Source organism: Runella sp. R0.1_18, from assembly GCF_057652155.1.
In genome coordinates, this window is record NZ_JBYFCK010000027.1 from 28,710 (window position 1) to 52,852 (window position 24,143).

16 protein-coding genes are annotated in these 24,143 nt (G+C 40.1%); 1 reads left to right on the forward strand and 15 read right to left on the reverse strand.

The annotated features are described in order from the left end of the window. Nucleotides 1-249 precede the first annotated feature (249 nt). On the forward strand, nt 250-1,260 hold the full coding sequence (locus AC23P2_RS27875; RefSeq protein ID WP_487776233.1) for an IS110 family RNA-guided transposase: 1,011 nt from the start codon (nt 250-252) through the stop codon (nt 1,258-1,260). Between the two features lie 29 nt (nt 1,261-1,289). Here the strand turns inward: AC23P2_RS27875 and AC23P2_RS27880 are convergent, their stop codons facing one another. The 15 genes from AC23P2_RS27880 to AC23P2_RS27950 all read right to left on the reverse strand — a co-directional run bounded on the left by AC23P2_RS27880 (nt 1,290) and on the right by AC23P2_RS27950 (nt 23,897). After that, a complete protein-coding gene (locus AC23P2_RS27880; protein WP_487776234.1) occupies nt 1,290-2,063 on the reverse strand; it encodes a DDE-type integrase/transposase/recombinase in 774 nt (257 codons plus the stop codon). Beyond that, nucleotides 2,060-2,362 carry a transposase gene (locus AC23P2_RS27885; protein WP_487776235.1) on the reverse strand — a complete coding sequence of 101 codons (303 nt, stop codon included), beginning with the start codon at nt 2,360-2,362 and terminating at the stop codon, nt 2,060-2,062. The genes AC23P2_RS27880 and AC23P2_RS27885 overlap by 4 nt, the downstream gene beginning before the upstream one ends. A gap of 87 nt (nt 2,363-2,449) precedes the next feature. Continuing rightward, complete coding sequence (locus AC23P2_RS27890; RefSeq protein WP_487776236.1) at nt 2,450-3,505, reverse strand: DUF3885 domain-containing protein; 1,056 nt, start codon at nt 3,503-3,505, stop codon at nt 2,450-2,452. 144 nt (nt 3,506-3,649) lie between these two features. After that, nucleotides 3,650-4,540 (reverse strand): hypothetical protein, encoded by an 891-nt coding sequence (locus AC23P2_RS27895; protein ID WP_487776237.1) that lies wholly within the window; start codon nt 4,538-4,540, stop codon nt 3,650-3,652. Continuing rightward, nucleotides 4,537-4,842, reverse strand: coding sequence for a hypothetical protein (locus AC23P2_RS27900; RefSeq protein WP_487776238.1), 306 nt, complete (start codon nt 4,840-4,842; stop codon nt 4,537-4,539). Before AC23P2_RS27900 ends, AC23P2_RS27895 begins: the two co-directional genes overlap by 4 nt. Beyond that, on the reverse strand, nt 4,842-5,903 hold the full coding sequence (locus AC23P2_RS27905; protein WP_487776239.1) for a DUF4291 domain-containing protein: 1,062 nt from the start codon (nt 5,901-5,903) through the stop codon (nt 4,842-4,844). Before AC23P2_RS27905 ends, AC23P2_RS27900 begins: the two co-directional genes overlap by 1 nt. Beyond that, nucleotides 5,900-6,085 (reverse strand): hypothetical protein, encoded by a 186-nt coding sequence (locus AC23P2_RS27910; protein ID WP_487776240.1) that lies wholly within the window; start codon nt 6,083-6,085, stop codon nt 5,900-5,902. The genes AC23P2_RS27905 and AC23P2_RS27910 overlap by 4 nt, the downstream gene beginning before the upstream one ends. Continuing rightward, complete coding sequence (locus tag AC23P2_RS27915) at nt 6,082-6,753, reverse strand: hypothetical protein (RefSeq protein WP_487776241.1); 672 nt, start codon at nt 6,751-6,753, stop codon at nt 6,082-6,084. Before AC23P2_RS27915 ends, AC23P2_RS27910 begins: the two co-directional genes overlap by 4 nt. 7 nt (nt 6,754-6,760) lie before the next feature. Next, a complete protein-coding gene (locus AC23P2_RS27920; RefSeq protein WP_487776242.1) occupies nt 6,761-7,939 on the reverse strand; it encodes a hypothetical protein in 1,179 nt (392 codons plus the stop codon). Between the two features lie 4 nt (nt 7,940-7,943). Next, nucleotides 7,944-8,891 carry a hypothetical protein gene (locus AC23P2_RS27925; RefSeq protein WP_487776243.1) on the reverse strand — a complete coding sequence of 316 codons (948 nt, stop codon included), beginning with the start codon at nt 8,889-8,891 and terminating at the stop codon, nt 7,944-7,946. Between the two features lie 49 nt (nt 8,892-8,940). Next, nucleotides 8,941-9,159 carry a hypothetical protein gene (locus AC23P2_RS27930; protein ID WP_487776244.1) on the reverse strand — a complete coding sequence of 73 codons (219 nt, stop codon included), beginning with the start codon at nt 9,157-9,159 and terminating at the stop codon, nt 8,941-8,943. Nucleotides 9,160-9,282: 123 nt separating this feature from the next. Continuing rightward, nucleotides 9,283-17,094, reverse strand: coding sequence for an RHS repeat domain-containing protein (locus AC23P2_RS27935; RefSeq protein WP_487776245.1), 7,812 nt, complete (start codon nt 17,092-17,094; stop codon nt 9,283-9,285). 9 nt (nt 17,095-17,103) lie between these two features. Further along, entirely contained in the window at nt 17,104-22,992 is a 5,889-nt protein-coding gene (locus AC23P2_RS27940) for a carbohydrate binding domain-containing protein (protein WP_487776246.1), read from the reverse strand. A 348-nt stretch (nt 22,993-23,340) separates the two neighbouring features. Then, nucleotides 23,341-23,478: a hypothetical protein gene (locus AC23P2_RS27945; protein ID WP_487776247.1), complete on the reverse strand. Its 138-nt coding sequence runs from the start codon at nt 23,476-23,478 to the stop codon at nt 23,341-23,343. Then, nucleotides 23,436-23,897: a hypothetical protein gene (locus AC23P2_RS27950; protein ID WP_487776248.1), complete on the reverse strand. Its 462-nt coding sequence runs from the start codon at nt 23,895-23,897 to the stop codon at nt 23,436-23,438. Before AC23P2_RS27950 ends, AC23P2_RS27945 begins: the two co-directional genes overlap by 43 nt. Between the last annotated feature and the right edge of the window lie 246 nt (nt 23,898-24,143).

Here is a 24,143-nt window from a genome sequence, read left to right on the forward strand (position 1 = left end):
TCATAACTTGGAGTGCTCTCAAAATGAGAGTAAGCCAGCACCAGTGGGGATGCCTTATCGCCTTCGGCTGAGTAAGACTCATGGATCGATTTAAGACCCCACTGGTTTGCTGTAGCACAAGATTCAAATAGAAATTCGGGTTTAAGACCCATGAGCAAGCGGGGCGCCCCGTGGCGTATTGAATGTGTGACAGCTTGCTGACTTGAGTAAAACATTAAATCGCATCGGCGCTCCGATCATTTCAAAATTATGGAAATTTTTAATTTTTTCATCGGTATTGACATCTCAAAAGTGACGCTTGATTTTGCGGTTGTAGTAGCTAACAAAATGTTATTTCATTTTCAATCAAGCAATGATAAAAAAGGTATTGAATCATTTGTCAAACACCTGAAAATCCAATGCCCTAACGCAACTTTTGCCAATAGCTTGTATTGCATGGAGCATACGGGTATCTATACCAACCATCTACTAAACTTCCTGCATTCAAAACAAGCAAAGGTTTGGCTTGAACATCCCATTCACATCAAGGATAGCCTGGGCATGATTCGAGGTAAAAATGATAAAGTAGATGCCCAAAGAATTGCCACATATGCTTATAAAAATCGCGATGAGGTGCGTTTGTGGACACTTAAACGTGATATCGTCCAAAAACTTGACAGACTCACAGCACTTCGCAATAGGCTCATCAAAGTTCGGAAAATGATGCAGTCGCCCTTGACAGATTGTAAAGATTTTGTTTCCAAAAAAGACCTTAGCGAGGCAAAAAAAGCCTGTCAAAGTACGATGCAAGCGCTTGATAAAGATATTAAAAAGGTCAATCAAGACATCCAAAATACTATTCAGAGCGACCCTTATTTAAAAGAACTCTACGAACTTATCGAATCTGTAAAGGGTGTTGGTCCAGCCATTGCAACAGAAATTCTTATCATTACAAATGAGTTTAAGAACATCAGCGACCCCAAAAAGTTCGCTTGTCATGCAGGAGTTGTCCCATTTTCTTATTCATCAGGCCAATACAAAGGGAAGGCCAAAACCAGTAATAAAGCAAATAAGAAATTAAAGGCACTGCTTCATAATGGTGCCAGATCTGCTATCCAACACTCACCCGAAATTCGAGAATATTATCTGCGAAAAACAGCAGAAGGCAAGAATGAAATGCTTGTCGTTAATAATGTTTGTAACAAACTTGTTCATCGTGTATTTTCTTGTGTTCATCGAAAGGAAAAATATAAAGATTTTTATACGCCATTAGTTGCATGAATCATAGAAATCGGTCCGATTTTAAATCTCTAAACTGAAACCTCTGACAAACAGCATTTTCCATGATAGAATGATAAGATCGCTCCGGCGACCCGGTCAATATGGCTATTTTGTTGTGGGGTTGCAGGTTTAGTAAACTCTTGAATGACCTTTTTGTCTTTGAAATACTTTTGTACCATGTCCGCTATAAACTGAGAGCCATTATCGCATCTAACATAGAATTTCTCAGGAATAGTTAGATGTTGAAAAGCACGTTCAAATAACTTGATAACATCTTGATATTTAATAGAATACGCTATCAAATGACTAACGTTCCATCGAGAAAATACATCTAAAATAGTCAAGACTTGTAAGTTTCGATTTATACCAGCAACCCAGACGAACTTTATATCAAATTCAAGATAAGTAAAAGGCACTTCCACTTGTGGCAGCAAATCTTTGACCCAATTACGTTTCATCTTTTTAGAGCTTGCAGAGTACTGATTTCTAAGTAACTGATGGTTCTTCATCAGCCTGTAAACCAAGTGTTTACTAATCTGCAAGTGTTGTTTTTTTCTCAAATAGATATAGGTTTTGTAGTACCCATAATCTACAAAAGGATGTTCAAAGAGTTGTTCTATAATTTTCACAACAGTCTCATTACCAACAGCTTTACCATCTTTGTCTTTGACAACAGCGTAAGGTTTGCGTCCTCTCAAACCAATACTGGGGTAATAGTAAAAACTGCTCCTAGCCACAGAACACCAAGCCAATATCTTGTACTTGGGAAAGGATAAATCAATGAATTCCTGAGCTACTATCAACCGCTCTTGTTTTGATAGACAGTTTTTTTTAGGAGAGCATCCTTCACTCGAATTTCGAGCTCTTTCTCAGCGACCAGTTCTTTCAGAAGTTGGTTCTCGCGTAAAAGATGATGGTATTCCGCTCGACTGATACCACTTTGTACCTCTGTTTTAGGTTCACTTCTCATGGATTGCCACCTATAAATCATCGAAGATGCGACGTTAAAGTGGCGAACCGTCGCTGTGATACCATGTTGTTGATAGTGTTGGAGGATATTTTCTATCTCAGTCTCACTCCAACTTTTGCGATGTTTGCTCATATTGACTACAAGTTAGGTTTTCCCTTAACTTGTGTCCAGTTTTTTATCGGGCTGACAACTTACCTTAGAAGGTGTTTTGGGTGTGCTTTAAAATTGATTCTTGATTTCTTCCAAATGACACACAGGAATCCAATCAAAATACGAATGAAACAAAGACTCTAATTTGTTTTTTCCATTCGCCCATAGATAGCATCCTCGGTCGTCGTACATCCGAAAAGCTTTATCGGTATCGGCCTCATAAAAATAGATTTCTTGGGATATACACGGTTCGTGGCCCATTTCAAAGGAAGCAATTCCACGCAATAGTTCTTCAATGGGCACATTTTCGGTTTTTATTTTGGCTACTATAAGCTTTGCCTCATAAAACCGAGGAACAGAATTGTCGTTTTCATCGTAGTCAGAGCTGCCCGAATGACACGAAAGCTCTATCTCTTCATAACATTCTAATTTTGAACTTTTTAATAAAGACGGCAAATATTGATTGAGGGTTTTATCAAAATAAGGATTCAAGTCTTCGTAAGCCAGTAGCCAAATTTCTGCGTTTTGGTTTGAGAAAAATTCATTAAATATAGTACACGCTCTATTCATAGCTAGTTCTATTCGCTGTTTTGAACCATTCGGTAAATCACCACCCAGTTCAAATCGTAATTCAAAATTGCCACCTAAAGTGAACGGCTCTACAATATTGCTTGATGGAAAGTAGGTAACAAGATGCTCATTGAATGCTTCAAAGGGTGAATTTTTAATAGGATTTAAGACAAAATCTTGCATTACTTTTTCAGCTAACCAAACTTCTAACTCTTTTTCTTCTGGCTTCCAGCCTATTTTTGTAAAGCCTTCACCTATAAGATAACAAAATGTGGGAGTCCATATCGTGTAAATAATAGATTCTGGGTTTTCAACTTTTTCGAGTTCATCATTCATCCAGTGCAACATTTCTGGCATAGCAATTCGCAAAATTTGTGTTTCTCCTCTACCACCGCCAAGGAGAATATCGCCTTTTTTTGCATCGAATTCTTCCGCATCTTCTTCCAACCTATATACCGCTATTTGGCGAGTATTGGACATATACACAAAATCGTGGCTTGAAGGATATTCAACAAAGCCTAAAAGTGAATATTTGTAAGCATCGATTTGTGCCATGTTTTTCAAGCGTTATGTTGTATTATTTCGGAGTAAACGGATAAAATGTGATTAGCTGCTCTTTCGTTTTCTACTTGTTCCAATTTCTCCCAATCTATTGTTTCATCGGATTCCACCCAATCTTCTTCCTCTTTTTTTTCAGCGTTATACATCCTCAATAAAAGCTTCAACTATTTGACGCTCTGATACATCCAAATTAAGTTTAGCTCCAAATGGCAATTTTGAGTGATTGGCATTGATAAAATTAAATAGCAACTGTCCTGCCCCACTATCGTACCACACATAATAAATGAGGTCAACTTTGATAAGGTTATTCAACAGTTGATTTTTTCTATTGAGTTTAACTCTTTCCAGAAAATTTAGTATATCATTTACATCAACCGCCCCTACAAAATTTTCGAAAATACCAATTGGAATCATATTTTCATAGATTTCTTTCTTTAACTCCTCAATACTTTCTGTGACGTAAAGTTCTGTTGATTCCAATGGGCGAATTATTTCCAAAAATTCATCTTTCAAGCTATTCATATTCATTTTTTTTAATTCATCATTCAGTTTCATTCGAAGGGTTAAACCCCAGTTACAAAACTCTTCGCAGTCAAATAATAAATTGCCAACATCCCAATTTTTAAATTCAATTAAATCCATTCTAAATGGGCTTTTGAGCGGAATTATAAGTTGAATATTATTTTCAATCCGAAAAATCGTATTTGAGTCGAAAATTATGAAAGCACCACTTGGGCTTACGGTTAGGTTTCTACATTCATTGTTTTCAATGAATGTAATTAACTGACCATCATTAGCATTTAATTGAAACAAATGGTCGCTTGTTAAAATCAATATTGTACAATAAGTCTCAGAAACAGCAGTCTGGATTGGAAAGCCTCGAAACTGTCCGCACCATTTTGTCTCATCATCATTTGTAAATCTGACCCATGACCATTCCTGAGAATTGTCGTTGCTTTCGGTATCAAAGACTTTTTCCTCATAAATGCCTGCATAGGGTTGATTGATAAATTCAGCGTTTGTAATCATTTTCCAAAGTGGATTTTCAAAACCTCGTCCATGGCTTCATCAAACTGCGAAGTGATTTCTGTTGATGAAGTGGGTAAATTTATAATTTCAGATAAATCTTCAGGGTCAAAATGAAATAATAGTGATAAATAAATGGCTCGTTGGCACTCCATTAAGTTGACTACTAACCTTTTAAAGGACTCCTGATTGGGCGGGAGAGGTATATTTTTTATCGTTTCAAGTAAGTTTTGAAAATCTGGAATTTCAAATTTTCGCTTGTTTTCGAGCTTTTCAAAAAAGGTATGGTCTAATAGTCTTTCCATTATTCAATTCCGATGCGTTTTATGGTTTCTGCAAAAAAAATTACTTTTTCTTGCGGTACTAAAAAATCTTCTTTTGTCACTTTATGAATTCGCTGTGCCCTTACGAAAGACGTAATATCTTCGATTTTTAAAAGCATTTCGGTCGCAAATTCTCTTAAAATTTTGCCTTTCAAGCCTATCTGAATGGCTTTTCGTTTTTGTTTCAGTCCATATTCATCATGGTCGGGGTCCCACTGAATTCTTACTTCTGATTGGCTCAAATCCTGTTTCCAAGCGGTTTCATCTGTGTATTTTGTAGCGTCAAAACTACTCAAAACGCCTTCTTGGAGAATTTTAACGACATCTTCTTTTTTGATTCTTAAAGCCAAAATACGCTGTTGATTCTCGGCAGTTGCCCACTCCGAACGGTACATCATCCACATAAAACCGGGCTTTATCCATGTCATTCGGTTAAAACTGAACGCATGACCGCCAAAACACTGATTGGCTACGGCATAGTTGGCTATGGCATCATTGAAAGCTGCATAAAATGTAAGCGTATCGTCAGCTTCAAGGGCAATGAAGTGATTTCCTTCAGCGGGTAAATTTGCCTGTTGTTCTTCATAAGAAGTTAATTGTAAGCCAATTGCTTCATAAGGAATTTCATTGATGATGCCGTTTTTTAATAAACGATACTGCATTTCTTCCCGAATCTCGGGGTTTACAGATTCGGCCTGCTTTTTCAAAACTGCAATGGCTTCGGGTGTGCCAATATCCATGAGGGCATGGCTAAACCATTTGGCCACTACACCGTCTCCCGAGTAATAATTTATGTATTCAAAACCCTGTGTGAGGGCTTGGTCTAAAAACGGAATTGAACTGGTAAATCGAAGACCTTGTAAGTATTGCAACAAATACTGATGTTGGTAATGATTGGGCGTTAACAGGAGTAGATTAAACTCTTCTTCAACGAAGACAATTGGTTCAAAGTCCCAAAGTAATTTTATGGCTTCTTCCAACAGTATATTGTCTTGCTTTTGAATGGCTGTTTGTAGTTTTTCTTTAAATTCAGAACGGGTCATTTTTGATATTTTTGTTTATTTTCTTCCGACATATTATGCTTTTTCAATACGTTTTCCGCTTCTGATGTATTTATCCGTATCAAAGCCCAATAAATCCACAGTGGATAGGCGGCATCTTTTAGATTTCCTTTAAACTCCGTGGAAAGCATTTGGTCGTCTTCGTGGTAGTAAATCGAACTCATGTTGTTTTACTGCTTTTTGAGAAATTATCCATTTCCTGCCCACTTAGAATGTGCCAGCCAAGGGCGGTAAGTTTTTCTGCGGACAGATTTTCTTGTTTAAACTCAGTCAGGTGAACATTTCCATACTTACAAACAGTAAACTGCACTTTTTCTTCGGTATCAAAGAACAATATATACTCGGCGGCAATGGGGTCGCAACGAGTAATCCAAAAAACAATTTCAATCATATCGGGCAAACTATCTAAATCAAAAACAATGGCCTCGTTATAGCTCTTATTATTGATGATTTTTTCGAGTTTTTTATACGACTTGCCCAATCGGCTTTTACTTATTTGCTTGTTTTTCAACAAATCAAGCTTTAAATGGGTGATTAGTAGGAGGTGTTGGACGTGGATGTTTTCTAATAAATCCCGTAGTTTTTTTGCTAAAATGGGGATAAATGTCTCAATTTCATGGTGATTTAATGATAGCACTTTGTCAAATATAGGATACCCCAAAACCTCATTGTGGATACAATCAAACTGGTCTAAATATAGTTGCTCTTCATTGTCTGCTTTGTAGCAGTCCAACATATCATTGTCAAAAAAAGCCTTTTGCAATTTGGCTAACTCTGACCCGATGATTGGCTTAGACTTTACTGTCTCTTTTCTTGTTACTAATTTAATCATAGAGGCGTTACTTCTTTATCGGTATTTCGGGCAAGGTTACATCCAAACAAGCATCGGGACAGCGACGAATGGGCTTAATGAATTTCAAGCAGTTGTAATTGCTGTCTTGATAAATAGATTTAATAATAATCATGTATTGAATACTACTTGTTCTGAACTTGTTTGCGGCAATTTCAAAAATCCCTGCGGTGGCAATCGTTGTTATCAATTCTTGTTCTGATAGCTTGTTGAAAGGTGCAATAGATACTTCATACCTTAGCGGACGGGGGGCGTTTCGCTCTCTAAAACGTTGATTGATTTGACAACGGAGCTTGTCGCCGCCAAAACAACCATTTTCTATTTTTGTTAATAGTTTTACGTCAAAACATTCTCCTTTTTTCTGTTCTTCTTCCTTCTTTTCTTCTTTGGGACGGCGGGGCGTAGTGGGTACGGCTGCTACAACGGGTTGGGGCTTTTTGCCGCCCAACTGAATGGTAATGCCTGCGGTAGGAACAAAACTCAGTGGATTCGCCGTAGTTTGTGTGATTTGGGTAGTATTACAAAATTCCTCAAAAGTCATGGTTTTGCCTCCTGTACTGACATAACTTACCCGATACATATTGGGAGCGTACTGGGCTTTTAATGCTAAACGGATTCCGATATTTTTGGTGATGAAAAAGGTATTTTGTAATGAAAGCTGACCCATTACGGCATTTGACCTGCCACCGTGGCTATACAAGGTATCGGTTTGCCCCAAACGCAAGGGATTGCTAAACGTAAGGCTACTTTGGCTCATGGCTAAGGCTTGCAAACCACCGCCTACACCGACTTCAAAGAGATTTTTACCATTTTTGCTGTATTTGTACCAATTGATGCTCCCGATACCGTTGAGTATCTGATTGGGCTTGAAACGAAACAAAGCGGCAGGATCCACCTGCGTAATGCCTTGATAATGAGAAGTGATAAGCGAACGGACATCGAACTCTCGGTAGTGTCCTTCCAAACCCAAGGCAAGGTTTTTACTCAATGGAAATTTCAAGCCGAAACCCGCTTCTTTGCCTTTGTTGAGGGCTTGCGAGCCGTACATTTTTGAGTTGAGCGGCGTAAGTGGTACACCCCCTTCCAAGTTGATTTGAAAGGGCATTTTTTGCTGGGCGTAGGTGCTTGTTGCCCAGACCAATAGTAGTATAAAACTATATTTTTTCATGCGGTTAGTCGTTTATCCAAACCAAACCTTGGTAATTGATGGGGCTATTGACGGTTTCAACCATGCCGTTGTCTAAATTCACGTTATAGAATCGGTTTCTATCAAATAAAATGTATTTGTTTTCGCAGCAATGAATGGTAGCCGACATCGTAAAATTAACTATATCGGCAGGCGTGAGTGTGCTTGGTAGAGTAGCTACGGTGGTCATGGTGTTGTTGGTATCATTGACCCTTTCTATGGTGAATACTTGTTGATTATTTGCACCTATATCTGCCTTCAAGAGGTAAACTTTATCATCATGGGCATTGTAACGAGCTAAAAAATAGATTCTACCAGTACCCGTAATGCTGGTGAGTACTCCCGTTTCTAAATTTAATTTTTGTACTTGACTCACTCGTGTCAAGTATAAAAAGGGTTGCTTTCCATGAGCGGTACTACTTGTCAGATGAAATAACGTAGGCTCAACAATAGCAAAATATCGTCTGCCTTTGATGATGCGTTTGGGCGTGGTGTTTTCATTGACGGTGTAGGCGTATATGCTATCCGTCTGTACGCCATAGGTTTGCTTGGTAACGGGGCTATACGCCAAGCCTAACAACAGTCTTTGGGCATTCGTCGTGATGACATCTACCTGATTGGTAGCCAGGTTTACACGCCGAATTTCAGGAATTTTGACCTCTACATTAAACAGGTTGTAGGGCGTAGGCACGGAATACGAGCCTTCGGGGTGGTACATGCCCTGATTGGCGAAGTTGTTCCAGTTGGTCAATACCGCCGAAGTAGTAGCTACGGCTGTTTGGTGATTGACCACACCAAAGTTTACCGAAGCACGGCGAGGATACGCCGCCACCCCATAGCCCAAAATTTTCCCTTCTCGGGTTTGGGTACTGATGATTTCTTCTTTTACACAGCCTGTAAGGCAGAGCAAAGAGATTAAAAGATATTTTTTCATGTTATTTTTTGCCTTGAATTCATAAATTATTCCTCAATAATGCACCACCTCAGCTTCCTCTCGGCGGCGTTGCCATTTGGGGTAAGTTGTTTGACCGTACCCACATAAACAGGCTATCTGCCGAAGCCTCTACCGCTATGGAAGATACCCCCGCACTAAATTTTAAATGGCTATACACCACCACCGTAGCCGAATCTGTTTGGGCTTGGAGGGTGGTGGATAGGGCAATTAAGAATAGTATGAGTGTATGTTTTATTGATTTTTGCATTTGGGTTGAATGGTTTCAGATTTTCCTCATTAAATTGAACTCCTCGATTTTTAACCGTAGTACCTACTGTGCAAAGACACAACCTTCGCACAGATAGGTTGATTTCATTTCTAATATTAAGTGTTATTTTTTCTTTGGAAATGTATTATCTGTTCTCATATATGAAGAAGATTCTTGAATAATTGTAATCACAGGATATATTGAACCTTCATATTGTTCATTACTATTCTTTCCAGAGATCGAAAAAAACACATCAAATTGTTTTTTACCAGTTTCATTAACTGATTTTACATATTCAGTTTTAAACGAAATTTCAGTATAACAGCCTTGTACCATTCTACTTGCTTCTTCAACTACACCAGACAAAGAACTTTTAGCCTGTGCAATATCCAACTCATTAAATCCAAAAACGTAAGACTCTGAATCAAACATTCCAAATCCAGCACCTTCACCTACCCCCATTGAAAGCGTTATTCCTGATACTTCTTGCTTTTCTGAAGATGTTAAAAAAGAAATACCCATAAATGGTAGATCTACCTGAAACTTAGACCCAGAACCAGAGAAATCAGAAATATGGTCAAAATTTGAAACAGTAAGATCAACCGACACCCCAAAAGCTGCTCCCAAATACCAAGATTTCCCCGCCGTGTAATCTAATTCTTCTTGAAATCCTGAAGATTGAACTCCCGTAGAAAATAGGTTTGCGAAATCACCATACGTTCCAATGAAAGCATAATTTCCTTGTGGGTCAAATGCAATACCTCCAGATGCTGTTATTCCACCCCCCAAAAATAATCCAGCTTTCCCCTCCGCAGTTATAGAATAAAATAAAGATTTTTTTGTTAAAATTGATATTATTGAAGAATTTCTCATTGACGTCCAAAAGGAAACAAAGGACGGTAGCTCCTCCAATCCATCTAAATCAATACTATTTATTGGCTTATTCCCTGCAAATTGATAAGGTGTGTACCAAGGGTAATCTTTTGTAATGGGATCCACACTTAAAAACCTCGCTACCGCAGGGTTATACAACCTAAATCCATAATCTTGTATCAAACCTGTACCCCAATCACGGTCGTTTTCTTTGCCATTGTAGCCGTATCTAAATGCTCCTTCTAAGGCATAGCTACGCTCTTTTATTTCCATACCAAAAGCGTAGTAATCGGTGGTGGTCAATATAGAAGCCCCCCCCGCCAGACCCGTCTGACCGCCCGTTGGGTGAGCTACTTTACTATCGCTAATCGTAACCAAAACATTACCCAAGTGGTTGGTTAGTTCGTATTGGGTGGTGTTTCGGGTGTGGGTGTAGGGCAATACTACTCCACGGGTGTCGTCACGGCTTATTAAACCGCTTGGCAAAGAGGCTATGGCAGGTATGGCTGGTATTTCCTTTTGTGGGCGGTACATTCCCAATCGTCCGCTACCGTAAAGGTGCTGCTCTGCCCATATCAGTTTGTTATCGGCGATTTTTTCATATACGGCAAGGGTATTGCCTTGGGCATCACGTATGTAAAACACAGCCCCCCCCGCCAGACCCGTCTGACCGCCCGATGGGGGAGCTAAAAGTTTTTCTACTCGGTTGCCGAGGGCGTCGTAGCTGTATAGTATGCGGGTGCCGTTGGTTTTGCGTACTTGGGTTACTTTGTTTTGGAGGTTCCAGTCTATTTGCTGTATGCCTTCGCTGGCATCGGCTACGAGGTTACCAATGGCATCGTAGGTATAATTGTTAGTGGGCTGGTTGTCCAAATCGTGTGTATAGTTGGCGGTCGGTACGCCGTCTTTTACCTGTGCAAGGCGGTTGGTGGCTAAGGCAGAGCTTGGGTTGCCAATATATGTGCTGCCGTCGGTGTTGTAATACATGTATTTCAAATCATCCATAGCGGGCAAAGCAGTATTGCCGTTGCGTAATAGGCTCTGTATGTTGCCGTTGGCATCGTAGGTCAGTGCCATGCGGTAGGCACCGTTGGGGCTTGGGGTGGCGGTAGTGCCTGCAAAATCCCAAGCGTTTTGGGTTTTTATACGGTTCAGTTGGTCATAGCGGTAGTGCATACCCATGCCTCCTTTGGGGTTGAGGTAGGTGTACATTGAGCGTATATTGCCGTTGTAGAGCTGGGCAGGCGTACTGTGGTAGTTGCCCGAGGTCAAAGGCTGTAAAGGTTGCCCAATAGCTGGGGCATCGCCAATGGCTTGGTAGTCGTTTTGGTAATAACTCAACCAATAACTATATACGTCGGGGGCAGTAGAGCGGTTAGCAGTTGGGTAGCCCTGCTCATTGCCACTTATGGGGCCTTGTGGGCTTGGGGCTATGCCGTCTCGTCCTGCATCTTGGGCAGGGGTGGCAGCAAAACCGTTTACGCCTTTTATCCAACCTTGCAGGTTATACACATGGTCAATGCCTTGTACACGGTCGGTACCTAATTCGGTACGTGCCAATGGACCGTGGCGGTAGTATTTATAGCGGGCATCGTTTTCCCACACAATGCCCTCGGTGCTGGTATGTACTGCTGTGAGGCGGTTGTCTGCATCGTATGTATTGCGGTGTATAAACTGGTCGGGGTGGCCACTTTGGTAATGTACCTCGTTTACTTTGCCACTTACCAAGTCAAAACGGTAGGCAATGTGCTTGCTTTGGTTGCGTATGTTGCCCGCACCAAAAGGCGAGTTTTTACCAAAATCCTGCAATAGGTCGCTTACATTACAGCCAATATCGTAGCGGTAGTGGGTGGCGTGTTCATAATCAAAGGCATTTTGGGTAACATTTGTGGCAAAATAGGCTACTGTACCAATGCGGTTGCGTAAGTTGGGTTGTCCGTCCAAAGCTGCCGCAATGGCTTGGCTGGCAGGGCGGTCGTAAAAGGTATGCGTTATTTCGCTGCGTACATGGGTAGGCAGGGTAATAAACGTCTCAAAGTTTTGGTAATTGAACGCCATACGTTTAAGATCTTCGCCTGGTCTAAGAGCTGTTTTTCCTACTTCAATGTTACGTCCGAGGCGGTCGTAACGAGTGTACGCTGCTGTGCGTTCAGGGCGTTGTTGGGCATTTTGGCTCAAAACAATGCGTCCCAAACGGTCATAGAAAAACTCGCTTACACCTGCATCGGGCGTTCTTTGCCACACCACGCCATTGAGGGCATTGTGGCGGTAGGTGGTGGTTAGTACATGGCTGGGAACTAAGCGGTTGAGGTTGTTTCGGGCGGTTTGTACGGTTGCCAATTGGGTATTGGGCAAGGGCATTACTCCCGCTGGCGGTACGGTACGCACCAAATTGCCGCTTTGGTCGTAGTAATACAGCGTAAAGTGGTATTCGGCTATTTCGTAGTTCATCGTAAACGTTTCAGCAGCTTGCAGGCAGTGGGCAGTATAGCCATTGAGCAAGGCATGAAACACCGAATCACGGTACTGCTCATAACGGCGAGCGGCACGGTCACGGGCAATAGCCGCCATGAGGCTGTCGCAAAGCGTGTAAGCAAGGCTTGGCGAAGGCAACGGCATATCGCAGAGAGCATTACAACCACACACATTGGCAGGGATGTAGCGTACAACGGTTGAGTCTTTGCCCGATGTGGGTTTACGGTCGTTGCCGTCTTGTTTTCCACAAATCATTTGGAGGTTATCCAACGAAAATAGACGGCGAACACTGTTGTCGGTTTTTACGAGCGTAACAACGGCTTGGGTAGCGTTGCCACTGTTCCAGTCGAAATAACTGTGCTGAATAATGCGGAGCTGTGCCACCGTAGGCGTTACAGTTCCCAGTACTTGTCCGTTTACCAACACCTGAAACGTCATGGTGCCGTTGGTAGATTGGGCAACTGTATTCCAAACACCATAATCAAAAGATAGGCGGTAATTGGTATTGGGCTGTACGGTAGCAGTTTTGCTGATGATGGTTTGGGTATTGGCAAGGGCATCAGCAATAAATCCACGAGAAGGCAACACAAAACCTTGGGCAACCCCCGCAGGCGACCATTGATTGGCTACGATGTGGTTTACGGTGCTTACATATCCGCCTGCTGTTTCAAAATTGAGGTTAAACGGATTCTGGCAAACCACAGTTTGTTCGCAAAGCGGTGTCCAGAACTCTTTGAAATCGGGGTATTTGCCAATGGGTACAAATTCGGCTCCTGTAAATTGGGCAATGTAACAAACACCTTTGTAATTGACGATGTCGCCCAATTGGTAGCGTTGGGTATAGCTGTATTCCTTATCGCAGGTACAGGCATTCACCAAAGAATCTTGGGCAGGGCGACCTTCACAATAAAACAGTTCGCAAGAGGCATTGATATTCAAAATGGTTTTATACGCACCGTTGACGATGATATGGAGTTTGGCGGTTTTGTAATCAATAATTTCCAGACAAGTCGGGAAAATAGGTTTGCTCCAATCTACCGCTGTGTCGGGCTTCATGGTAAGGTTACATTTTTCGGTTTTAATTTCAATACCGCTATTGGCAAATGGCGAAATCCGTACTTCTTTATTATCGTCCGAACCCCACATTCGGGTACGCATCACACTGTCCATTCCCGCAATATTATCGGCTCTAACGGTGGTGTTTTGCGTAGTCCAGCCCTTATAATTGAGGTAATATACCATTATTTTAAAGGCTTCCATTTCGGGGCAAGTTGGGCAAATCAACCCATTTTGTGGGTCATCCACATTCATAAAATCCCTTTGCTGTTCTGGCGTAAGGTCATAAATAGACGTTGTGAGTGAATCGGTATTCGGAAACTGCACGTCGTTGATGGTCGGGAAACGCACGGCAGCATCTTTGTATAGAACAGGGTCTGCTATTGGTCTGGTTGAACAAGCTGAATTTGGTAAACCAAGAGCCCCAATAATATCAATTCCACAGTTACGAGTGGCACAGCCAATCGTATTATTCAGTTGACAATCACAACGTTGGCGAACATACGCTTCACGGGCTTTTTGGATAAATTCCTGTTTCAACGAAAAATACAGTCCTCTGAACATCTCCCATTCTTCGTTGTCGTTGATGCCATCGCCCCATGCTCCATTACAAACATTGATGTCTGTTCCCGAAGGGCAGTTGCTCATAAAAACGGCAATGCGTTGGATGGATTGACCGTTTGAAAATTGGCTAAATTTGGCGGCAAATTGCTCTTTTAGAGGAGTTTGTAAGACGGTTGTATAAAAGGCATCTTGGTTGAAAAACAAATTTATATCGTTCAATACACCAGCCTGTTGAGCCTCTTGAAAAGTGAGAGTTGTAACAAGTTTGGTATCAAACTCATTAGATTGCGTCATGGTATTGCAAAACTCCAAATAGCAATATTCGGGGTGCAAGGGTAGTAGTTTTTCTGCCAAACCATCGGGCCAGTTGGCTATCAGTTTTTTAAGACTGTCGGCATTTGCGGTATAGTAAGACATCGGATGGGTTTGCCCTAAAATAGTAACTTGAATGTTTTGTAAACCAGCAAAATTGATACGTTTAACAGTCGTATTAAAGTCTGTTGTATTAAATATTGAAATCGGAGACACCGTCAAACTTACGTCTCCGTTGTTATTCAAATACTGAGCATATTGCCCTCCTGGGTAAAGGTCATTAATCATCGAAATACGGGCTACATCGCACAGCGTTGGCATTTGTGGCTTGCACCACAAGCTATCGCAGGCTTGGCGAGCTTGTGCCAATTCAGCGGCTTGCGTGATTTGAGCCGCTTCGGCTTCGCAAGCCTCACAAGCGGTCATACAGCGGGTACTGTCGAGATTGGCTATTTCATCATTTAGAAAATCCTGATAGGTTTCCAAACATACATTGTTTGGGTCGTTCAGAATGGCATTGGCGTAGGTGATGGCAGCTTGTTGATTCACTACCAATTTACGACTTACGGTATAGCTTCCACGATTGAGATTGAGCGAAAAATTAAAAGCCGATGAGGCGTTGGCATCATTACATACAGTGTTCAGAATCGCTAACGTACCTACTGTAAACGTTGTATCTTTCAGAGCAATGCCACATTCGTCGTTTACTACTTTTATCTCAATATCGTAGATACAATCCAGGCAATAATTAGCACCGTTGCACGAGAGGGCATCATACGTGCGTGGACTCAATTCATATCTAAATTGATGCACGGTATTGTCGTCAGGCACTAAAAAAGATTCAGAAGCCAACAACATCCCTTCGCCAAAAGCAGGGGCGGCGGAATTATCCAATAAATTGGTCGTTACCACATCCGAACGATAAGAATCCAATCTGTCCAGACTTTCGGGGTTTTTACCTGCCAAAGCCGAAGCGATGGTTTTTCCGTCTAAGTCCACGTAGCTTACGGCTGCTTGTCCGTTGGCATCTACCACCATATTCATCTGGTAATGTTCCCGATAGCCTACGTCAGTGCCAAAAAGTCGGTCTAAACGTTCTTGGGTAGGCTTGCCGTAGTAGAACTTGGTATCGTGATTTTGAATGCCATTGGTGGTTTTCCCAGGCTGAAAAATTTCACCCACACCACCTTGACGAACCACACGAGTAGTGTTATCGGGCATATATTTGACAGTCGAGAAAGGATAACCGTAGGCTTCGGGAATGTAGGCATTGTAACCATTTTTAATCTCATTATTCTTTGAATAATAATTTCCTGCCCCTTGATTATTAGGCTGTTTGAGCGGATTTATGATTGCAGGAGAACAAACATCTGCCCCTTTTATGTCAAAATCAAGATAGGAATAAGGTTGCCCTGCCTGGTTTTGGTTGAAATTGGCATAGTATTTTATGGCGGGCAAATCCACAGGAGCGGGCAAAATATTAACTGCTGGGCGACCATGCCTGTCATAAATCGTTTCGGCAACAATGGCATTGTGGTCGGTACTGATGCTGGTTACAATTTGGCGTTGCCGCATCGTGCCATCCATATACTTGGCTACGGTTTTGCTTTTGCCTTCCTCTGCAAAAGTTGTTACCGATTGCCAGTTGATTTTGTCGGTTGTATGCGTTTGGGCATCTACTTTAAATTTATGAGGGAAACTGCCAACCGTAAAAATATGGTTTGCAGGGAATCCACCTCCTGCGTCTAAATCAAAGTTCCCGAAATACATTCGGTCAAAATTGCTTCCTGCCATACCATAGCCACGTACCCGAAACACCAAATAGCCGTGTTCTTGCACCAATGGCATGGTGTATTCATTTTTTTCAAGTAAAATTCGAGTACTGTTATTTTTGAAGGAAAACCTTAGTTGGCTGGCTGGTAGATAATTGGTAATATCATCGGAATAGTCATCAACAAACGTGTATTCCAACTCATAACCTTCAGCATAGGGCAAGGAAACCCAATTTAGGGTTAATTCATTGTTATTATTTTGATAATTTATTTGGACATCCTCAATTAATTGTGGGATACTCCCTACCCCTGTTTGATAGATATTATTGAAATTATAGTACCGTTCAATCTCTGTAAACACCTGTAATTCAGCAAAATTACGGTGGTCGTTGGTGATAGAAATTGACGTACTTGTACCGCTAAGTGCTTCAAGCGTAATGCTGTTTGCGGAGTACTCTACCTGCACTTTATAGGCATTCGGAATCAGTAGCAAATCAAGGTTTTTGTATTTTGTTCCCTCCGTTGGGTCAAATTCTACCGTTAAGATTTTGTTTTCTACAACAGGAGTCGAAAACGAACTATTGTTAAGAAAGTATGTAATCTTCACAGGAACTTTTGCCCGAAACGCCGTAAGATTGGGTATGTTTTCGGTTTTTAAGCGAAGCTGAATATAGCTTTTTACCTCTTTTGTTTTGTAAGCATCATTGTTAAAGGTAAAGTCTGCCACCTCGGCGGTTAGGGTTTTGTTGATTCCCCAATGCGTTACAACTGCATTATTGAGCGAATACCCAGTAATGATACTACTCTCAAATTTTTCTTTTTTGGCAAAAGCATTGGTTGCTATCGCCATGATAGTAAGAATGAAAAGTGTTATTTTTTTCATGACGATTAATTATTTTTTAGCTGCTCCAAAATTTACTTCCTGCAAAGTGACCACCGATTTTTCGGTTTCTTTTTTCACTCGTTTGAGGTTTTTCTCGTTGTTGTACTCATAGAAAGTGGCAAAGTTGTTTTCATCAAGTGTTGCCATCAGCGAGTAATCTCGCTCGTCATACACATACGATTTCATGTTGGCATCGGCAGGATGAATCCTGACATCATCGAAATAGGTATTGGGTGAGAAAATCAGCCTTATCTGAGTATTTGTTGAAGGTATTGTAAAACGTTTTTCTATTCGCTGCCAGCCGTCCAGTATTTGTCCGTCGGGGCGGGCAGTAATGGAAGTGGCAGTATCCCCCGAACCCATCGCTATTTTAACGTTGGCACTTTGATAATCTATGGCATTGCTCGAAGCATTGGCTTCTCGCACCCAAAGCGATAGGATGTATTCTTTGTTGGGTTGAAGTTGAAAATCAGGCTCGCAGTCACACTTTTCACTTAAAGACGGAAAGTCAAATTTTGAATAATCATCTTCATTATTGTAGATGCGGTCAATTACTTCTACTACTTTCTCACATTCATAGGCTACATTAGCATTTTTAATGATTTTGGTAAAATCTGTCGCTCCAGTTTTCATTGAATAGTTGCCTGTATGAGCCTGCTCATTGCTACGGAAAGTGGGATACTGAGACGAAAGAAGCGTATAATGATTATCGTCAGGGCAAGGCATATAATCTTCAAAACCATCAAAGAGCATTTCGTGGTAGCGGGCATTGGCAGTGGTGGCATTGACCATGCCATCAAAATTGCTGAACGACACACTTGAATAAATACCAATGGCATTTTTACTTTCCAAAGGCTGCGATTCGGCATCTACCATCGTCACTTTTTCAGGTGCTATCCAAAGATTGTTATCAGGTGTTCCTTGATTGGTAAAGCCCAGCCAACGACCATTATTAACACGATTCCAGAACGGAACGAAGTTTTTGATAGCACCATCGGTGCGTAATACAGGGTTTGGAGCGGTTTGTGTTCTGTCATCAACAAATTTATAGGTAGCCACAGGCTGCCAAGCTCCTAAGTTATTGACCGAAGTGAGTTTTTGAATAAATTTATGTTGATTATACGAGCAAGTATCACAATCAATATCCTTGGTTTTATTGTCAAACACCACCGCATTGGCATCAATGATTTGTTTTGCCTGATCTATCTGCAAACGATTATTTACGATAGGATTTTTCAGTAACACAAGACTTCCGATAGACGTGGTGGCTACATTTCGTTTGCCTGATTGAATGATTTTTAGTTTTCCTAAGTTGTAATTTGTTAAATTAAACGCTGGATTTTGAATGGGTAAGTGCAGAGGTCTTACTTTAAGAGTTGTATAGTTATTTAATATTTGAATATCTTCTACTACTAACTTTTTGCCTTCTTGCCCAGCCTTTTCAACAAACAAAATATCTCCCTGCGAAAAGTAAGAGTGTTCTCCCAAAATTTGTATTGATGTAGTACTAGTTACATTTATTGATGCTACTTCTGTGCCAATATTCTCACAAGCCATGCCCATGCCTTTATACGCCCAGTGAGCGGGGTAAGTGAAATTGTAGATTGGGTCTTTGAACTCATTGGTGGTTTGTGTCAATAAAACGGCTCCTGTTTTGGCATCCCAAAGCAGATTTTTGGTGGCAATTGTTGAGCCTTTATCGGTAACTACTACACTATCTAAAATTCCTTGTTGGCGGATGTGTTTGGTGAGAGTGAAGGAGGAGAAAGATTTTTTTTCAAATGAAAAATCTGGGACAAAAGTTGGTACTGTAAGTGGTGCAAGTGTACTCCAATTTATGTCAAGATTACCTTTTAAACTGCCAGAATAAGATTCCGTATCAAATCGGCGGGCATCTCCCGTCAGTAGGGTTTCAACACCCAATGTTTGATTAATAGATACATTTCCATTTGCATCAATAGATGGCACCTCATTTATTAGTACCCCACTACTATTTGACTTGTAAAAGTATTTTTTTTGCAAAACAAGGTTATTTCCCTCGCCATGGATTGATTCTGACTTAGGCTTTCCATGCATATCATTGGAGACAATACTGTACCCCATGACAGTTGCCATATAGTCATTGGAAATACCGAACATTGGAGTGAGTTTTAACTTTGGTACTCTTTTGGTCTCTTTTTTTGTCTCTAACTCCTGAATAGGAAAATCACGAGCTGTATAAAATTCATAGATAGTATTTCCTGCTCCTTCTTCCGTCTGCTGATTTACAACAGGATTTTGAGTAACTTTTACATTACTATATACTATGCTGGCGGAAGGAAACAGAGATTTCCCAATCGGACCAGTTAAAAATTTATTGTCATCGGGTTGGAGTACATTTTTTTCTTTAAAATGAATCGGCTGATACCAGGGGTTTTCGTCTTCGCCTACCTCGGGTTCATAAGAAGCTACCCCCGAACTAATAATCTTGCCGTTTTCTGTTTTGGAGTAATCATACACAATTGAATAAGCCGATTCGGTTGCTGGTGCTCCCGCCATGTTATTCCAATGATCAGAAACTGTTATTTTTTTCACTCTTGCCCCACTACCACCAATTTTTCGATAAGATGGTTCATATAATCGAATAAATGACTTCTCTAAATCTATTTTCTGAGCTATGTTGTCACTACGCAGTTTTCGGTAAGGTCCAATTTCGATAATGCCTTTAACTATATCGGGTATATTTTCAAACATTGTCATCATAAAATCAACATCGGCATTTTCTCCGACACCAACTTGCTCGTCTAATCCAAATAATTGGTGAGGATAAGTATGTTTCACAAATTCCCAACCTATTTTTGATATTTGATTCGCATTATCATTATTGCCATCGGCAATTGGTGCACCTTTTAGTTCTATCCAACCATAGTTATATTGATTCCCATCTTTAATCACACCACACTCTTTAATATCAAGAAAAGCTGGAATTTCCTCGTACTTAGAAAAACCTCTATCAACATTTAAGTAAAATTTTCCATAAAAGTTGGCATGAGGATTATCTAAAATTGATCCATATTTGTTATCAGTAGGGTCTGTTAGGTATTCTGCTTTTAGTTTTTCCTTTGCTTCAATTTCCGACAGCGTACCCACAAAAGGTATTTTCAGTTTGAATATCAAATAATTATGAGGAGTGTTGCCAGTATATAATGTATTTTCGGTGATTACAGTATTTGGTTTTTCTTTTACAACACTCACGATTGGTGTCATGTACATGGCTCGTTTATTCTGTACATAGGCATAATCGTGTGCTTCATAATTTATCGTTATTTCCCCACCAGAAGGTAGTTTGATGGAATTTAACAACCATGTTGCCGCTGATTGATTCGTTTCAGTAATGTTGTTTTGTGATACATAGGGAAATTTCTTATTATCTAATGAAATTGGAAAATTAGAGTTGGTTTTATAATTTCCCCATCTATCTACTGATAGTTCATCATACGGTTTGTTGAATCCGTAGCCAAATTCATAGGCACTATGTTTTCCTTTGTGGCTGCTACCCTCTTTAAAATAAACCTTATTCAAGGTTAGCTTTCCCAACGAGTTGTTATTGAAAATGCCTTTGCAAAGCGGATTTGTATCATCATATTGAAAATACACTTTTTTCAGTGGCATTGGAATGGGTTTATTCAATTCAGCCATTGAAAAAATTAACACAGAATCCAGTTTTTGTAATTTTTTATTTGGGTCTTTTAAATCAAATGCATCCGCTCGGTTAGAATAGTAAAATCTGGCTACCTCATTTTTTGACTCGATGGAATGTATTAACCATATTTCCTTTGTGCCTTCTGAGTAAAAAGCTTTGGCATCCCTATCATCGGCCACATTTCCCTTGTCGGCTCCCACTTTTTCAAGACTGTTGTTACTCCGCCAATAAAAATTTGAGTCTAATAGACTGTAATTGAATTTTACATAATCACCCAAATCATTCACACTTGGGCCATTGGCATCAACATCTATATAATTGGGCGATAGAACCGAACCAAGTAAAAAAGCATGGGCATAGGCCGGTGTGTGGGTAACCGAAAGATAGCCATCTTTACCACCATCATAATTAGTCGAGAATTGACTTACTACCCGATTAGTTTCATAGCTATTATCAATCTCACTGTCATTAATAGAATAAGAAAACTCTCGTTTTTCATTATTTATAGCAGGGATATTAAACACGTATTTTTGACCATCCGGTTTTAGGCAGATCATTTCAGAGAGTTGATTATCTGGCCTATTTTGAGCAACACGAGGTAGATAAGTAACTTGACCGTCTGAAAATTCGTTAAGTTTATAAGAAGAAATAAATTGTTGAAAGCCCTTTGCTTGGGTTTCTTTCGCATTTAAATAGTATATTACATCAAGTCTTTTATCACGGTTAGAGTTAAGAAAGTTATCCCTTGTAATATTTAGTTCGTTGTCCTCAACATTGATTTTGGTTTCCTTGGTTTGGCCTCCCCAGTAGGGAACATGGCTTAGAATAGGAGCAATTGGTTTGATTCCTGAAAGTTGATATATCGGATTAGAATTAAACATCACATCCGATGGATTTTTAAAATACACCTTCTCTGATAAGCTTCCAGTCAGATTATTAAAATCTACATTTGGAAGAATTTTATTTGAGCTTCCATCCCATTTAGAAGAAGTATTTCTGGTATAGCCTCCACGTATTTCGGCTCCTATATGGCCATCGGTTGGGCCAAAACCTAAGTCAATTTCAGCACCTAAGGCATTAGCGTTTGTTTTAACAAATGGATCAAAAGCCACAAAAACATTATTTCGCTTCAATTCAAAAATACCTCCAATGCCTTGCCCAGCCACCGAATACATATCAGGTGTATTAAAAGTAAATGGCAAATTGGGTTTATCTTCCATCATGATTCCATCATGTTCACGAACAAAATCCATCAATGCATCTTCTTTGTCCTTTCCAAAATCAGCATATAAAGAACCAAATGCTGGATTTAACACCTCGTTTACCGAAAGTTTTTGAACCACTTTGTTAAAATTTAGTTCACCACCAACATTTGCCAATGGGAAGGCGTATCCCCCTTTTACTTTATAATCATAATTTTTGGTTGTAAAGGCCAAATCTAACTTTGGTGTGAAAGTAGAGCTTGAAAAATCATACCCTGCACTTGAAGATAAACCATTAACTTTTATTCTGGCCGATCTTATACGCAATTTTTCGCCTTCAATCTTACTTTGTCCTATTTCCACGCTTTTACTCTTAGTCCATACTTTGCTTAACCCAACGTAAGGATTAATATTTGTACCATGTTGTGAATTTGAGGAAATTCCGATTCCTGCATTAGCTGCCCAACCACCAAAATGGCCGCTAAATCCTGGCCTAATTCTTGCATCAATCCCCCAACCATTTATATTATTAAAAAATACACCCATGCTGGCACTTAGACTTCCAGAGTGTTGACTATCTAATACCTCACTTTCTCGACCTAAAATTTCTAATGAAAACCCAATACCTTGACCAATCGTTATATTAGGTTTCATACTGACCTGTCGTTTCACAAAGTCCCCTTTAAAATCATCGGGTAATCCTCTTACCTGTCGAGTAATTGCTCCCACATTCAAGTTCCAACCCAATCCTACCATCGAGGCTTCTTGCTCCATCGTCACTTGGCTATTATAATTGATATTGACAGGGTAGCCTCCAATAGTGAACAAGGGGATTTGATACCTAAATTCGCCCGAGGAAGGGTCTACCATGTTGGTCATGGTAACAGGTTGAAAACTTTGCACTTCAGGCTGGGATGGGCCAGAAGTTTGGGCAAAAGAAGTGAGTTGGATGAAGTAGATAAGAATAAAAATCAGTTTATTCCTCATTTGTATATTGTTTTGGGATGTTTTCATTGGATTAGGCATGCCATCTGCCATTAGCACTCTACTGGTAGAAATGTTATTCATTGATGGACAATGAAAGGGATTCTTAAATCAGATTTCAAAACATACTTTGTATCAATAAAATTAGGATTAGATAGAACTCTTGGGGCAATTCTCTTAATCAGCAATTCAAAATTTGACACTAACATAATTTTAATTGTTTTCGTTTTTACCTACTTTACAAGCTTTTCGGTATCCGCACTCCCATGTCTTTATGCCGCCAATGAGGTCCTGCTTGAACAAAGTAGTAGCTAGCCCTTTGATTTTTGAAGGAGTACACAACTTTGAATAATACTTTTTGATTAAAACTTTATGACTCTATTGAGCCGCTAGACATTTCCACTCTGTTCCTTTATACAGCCTTAGACAGTTATTGGTTGTATCAAAAATCAAGGCTCCTTTTGGAGGAGAGTTCAAAGAAGAGATAGCACTTGAGGAGAGTTGTGGAATGACCATAAAATTGGAGGTGATGGTTGGGTTGTGGCTTGTGTTGGTTGTGACGACTGACCTATACACGTCCCCGTCAAAAGAAGCCCATTTCCCCAATCGCAGGGTGGTGTCGAGTCCGTCCCTGCTTTTGTATAAAGAGATGTAATAGTTGGACTATTTGCCCCAATAAAAACCTTATCAAGTTTCCAAGTGCTATTGACTCGGTAGATTCGATGCTGAGTAAATGGGACAGGTGAAGACAATGACCAAGGAACATCAATATAAATAGTACTCCCCGCATCACTATTAAAAACTTGGGAGTTTGAGGGGGTTCCTACATTGTAAGAGGTGTTAGCACTTGAAATAGTCGCTCCTACCACTGAGATTTGAGCATAGACAGGAGCAAGAGCGAAACAGAAAACAACAAATGCAGCGTATTTCTTCATAAAATAACAGGTAAATTAAATAAATAAAACATTGATTAACTTCCAAACGAGTAACTCTTACCATTTTGAGGAATTATACCTGATGTTCATTGATTTGTAACCTAGGCTTCAATTTTTTTGATTTTTATGTATCATTATGCTTTCAACGGTAACTTGTATAGTTCAAGATTTTTTTATCAAAAAATATTTAAAACATCAAAATCAATATGTTACACTTTTTATTAGGAGGGTATGACCTTGAAATGA

What these genes read in the sequence shown, in the direction of transcription:
- AC23P2_RS27930 (WP_487776244.1), bottom strand. Translation starts at nt 9,159, where the DNA reads ATGCAAAAATCAATAAAACATACACTCATACTATTCTTAATTGCCCTA.
- AC23P2_RS27875 (WP_487776233.1), top strand. Translation starts at nt 250, where the DNA reads ATGGAAATTTTTAATTTTTTCATCGGTATTGACATCTCAAAAGTGACG.
- AC23P2_RS27885 (WP_487776235.1), bottom strand. Translation starts at nt 2,362, where the DNA reads ATGAGCAAACATCGCAAAAGTTGGAGTGAGACTGAGATAGAAAATATC.
- AC23P2_RS27920 (WP_487776242.1), bottom strand. Translation starts at nt 7,939, where the DNA reads ATGAAAAAATATAGTTTTATACTACTATTGGTCTGGGCAACAAGCACC.
- AC23P2_RS27900 (WP_487776238.1), bottom strand. Translation starts at nt 4,842, where the DNA reads ATGGAAAGACTATTAGACCATACCTTTTTTGAAAAGCTCGAAAACAAG.
- AC23P2_RS27895 (WP_487776237.1), bottom strand. Translation starts at nt 4,540, where the DNA reads ATGATTACAAACGCTGAATTTATCAATCAACCCTATGCAGGCATTTAT.
- AC23P2_RS27945 (WP_487776247.1), bottom strand. Translation starts at nt 23,478, where the DNA reads ATGGTCATTCCACAACTCTCCTCAAGTGCTATCTCTTCTTTGAACTCT.
- AC23P2_RS27950 (WP_487776248.1), bottom strand. Translation starts at nt 23,897, where the DNA reads ATGAAGAAATACGCTGCATTTGTTGTTTTCTGTTTCGCTCTTGCTCCT.
- AC23P2_RS27910 (WP_487776240.1), bottom strand. Translation starts at nt 6,085, where the DNA reads ATGAGTTCGATTTACTACCACGAAGACGACCAAATGCTTTCCACGGAG.
- AC23P2_RS27890 (WP_487776236.1), bottom strand. Translation starts at nt 3,505, where the DNA reads ATGGCACAAATCGATGCTTACAAATATTCACTTTTAGGCTTTGTTGAA.
- AC23P2_RS27925 (WP_487776243.1), bottom strand. Translation starts at nt 8,891, where the DNA reads ATGAAAAAATATCTTTTAATCTCTTTGCTCTGCCTTACAGGCTGTGTA.
- AC23P2_RS27935 (WP_487776245.1), bottom strand. Translation starts at nt 17,094, where the DNA reads ATGAAAAAAATAACACTTTTCATTCTTACTATCATGGCGATAGCAACC.
- AC23P2_RS27915 (WP_487776241.1), bottom strand. Translation starts at nt 6,753, where the DNA reads ATGATTAAATTAGTAACAAGAAAAGAGACAGTAAAGTCTAAGCCAATC.
- AC23P2_RS27940 (WP_487776246.1), bottom strand. Translation starts at nt 22,992, where the DNA reads ATGAAAACATCCCAAAACAATATACAAATGAGGAATAAACTGATTTTT.
- AC23P2_RS27905 (WP_487776239.1), bottom strand. Translation starts at nt 5,903, where the DNA reads ATGACCCGTTCTGAATTTAAAGAAAAACTACAAACAGCCATTCAAAAG.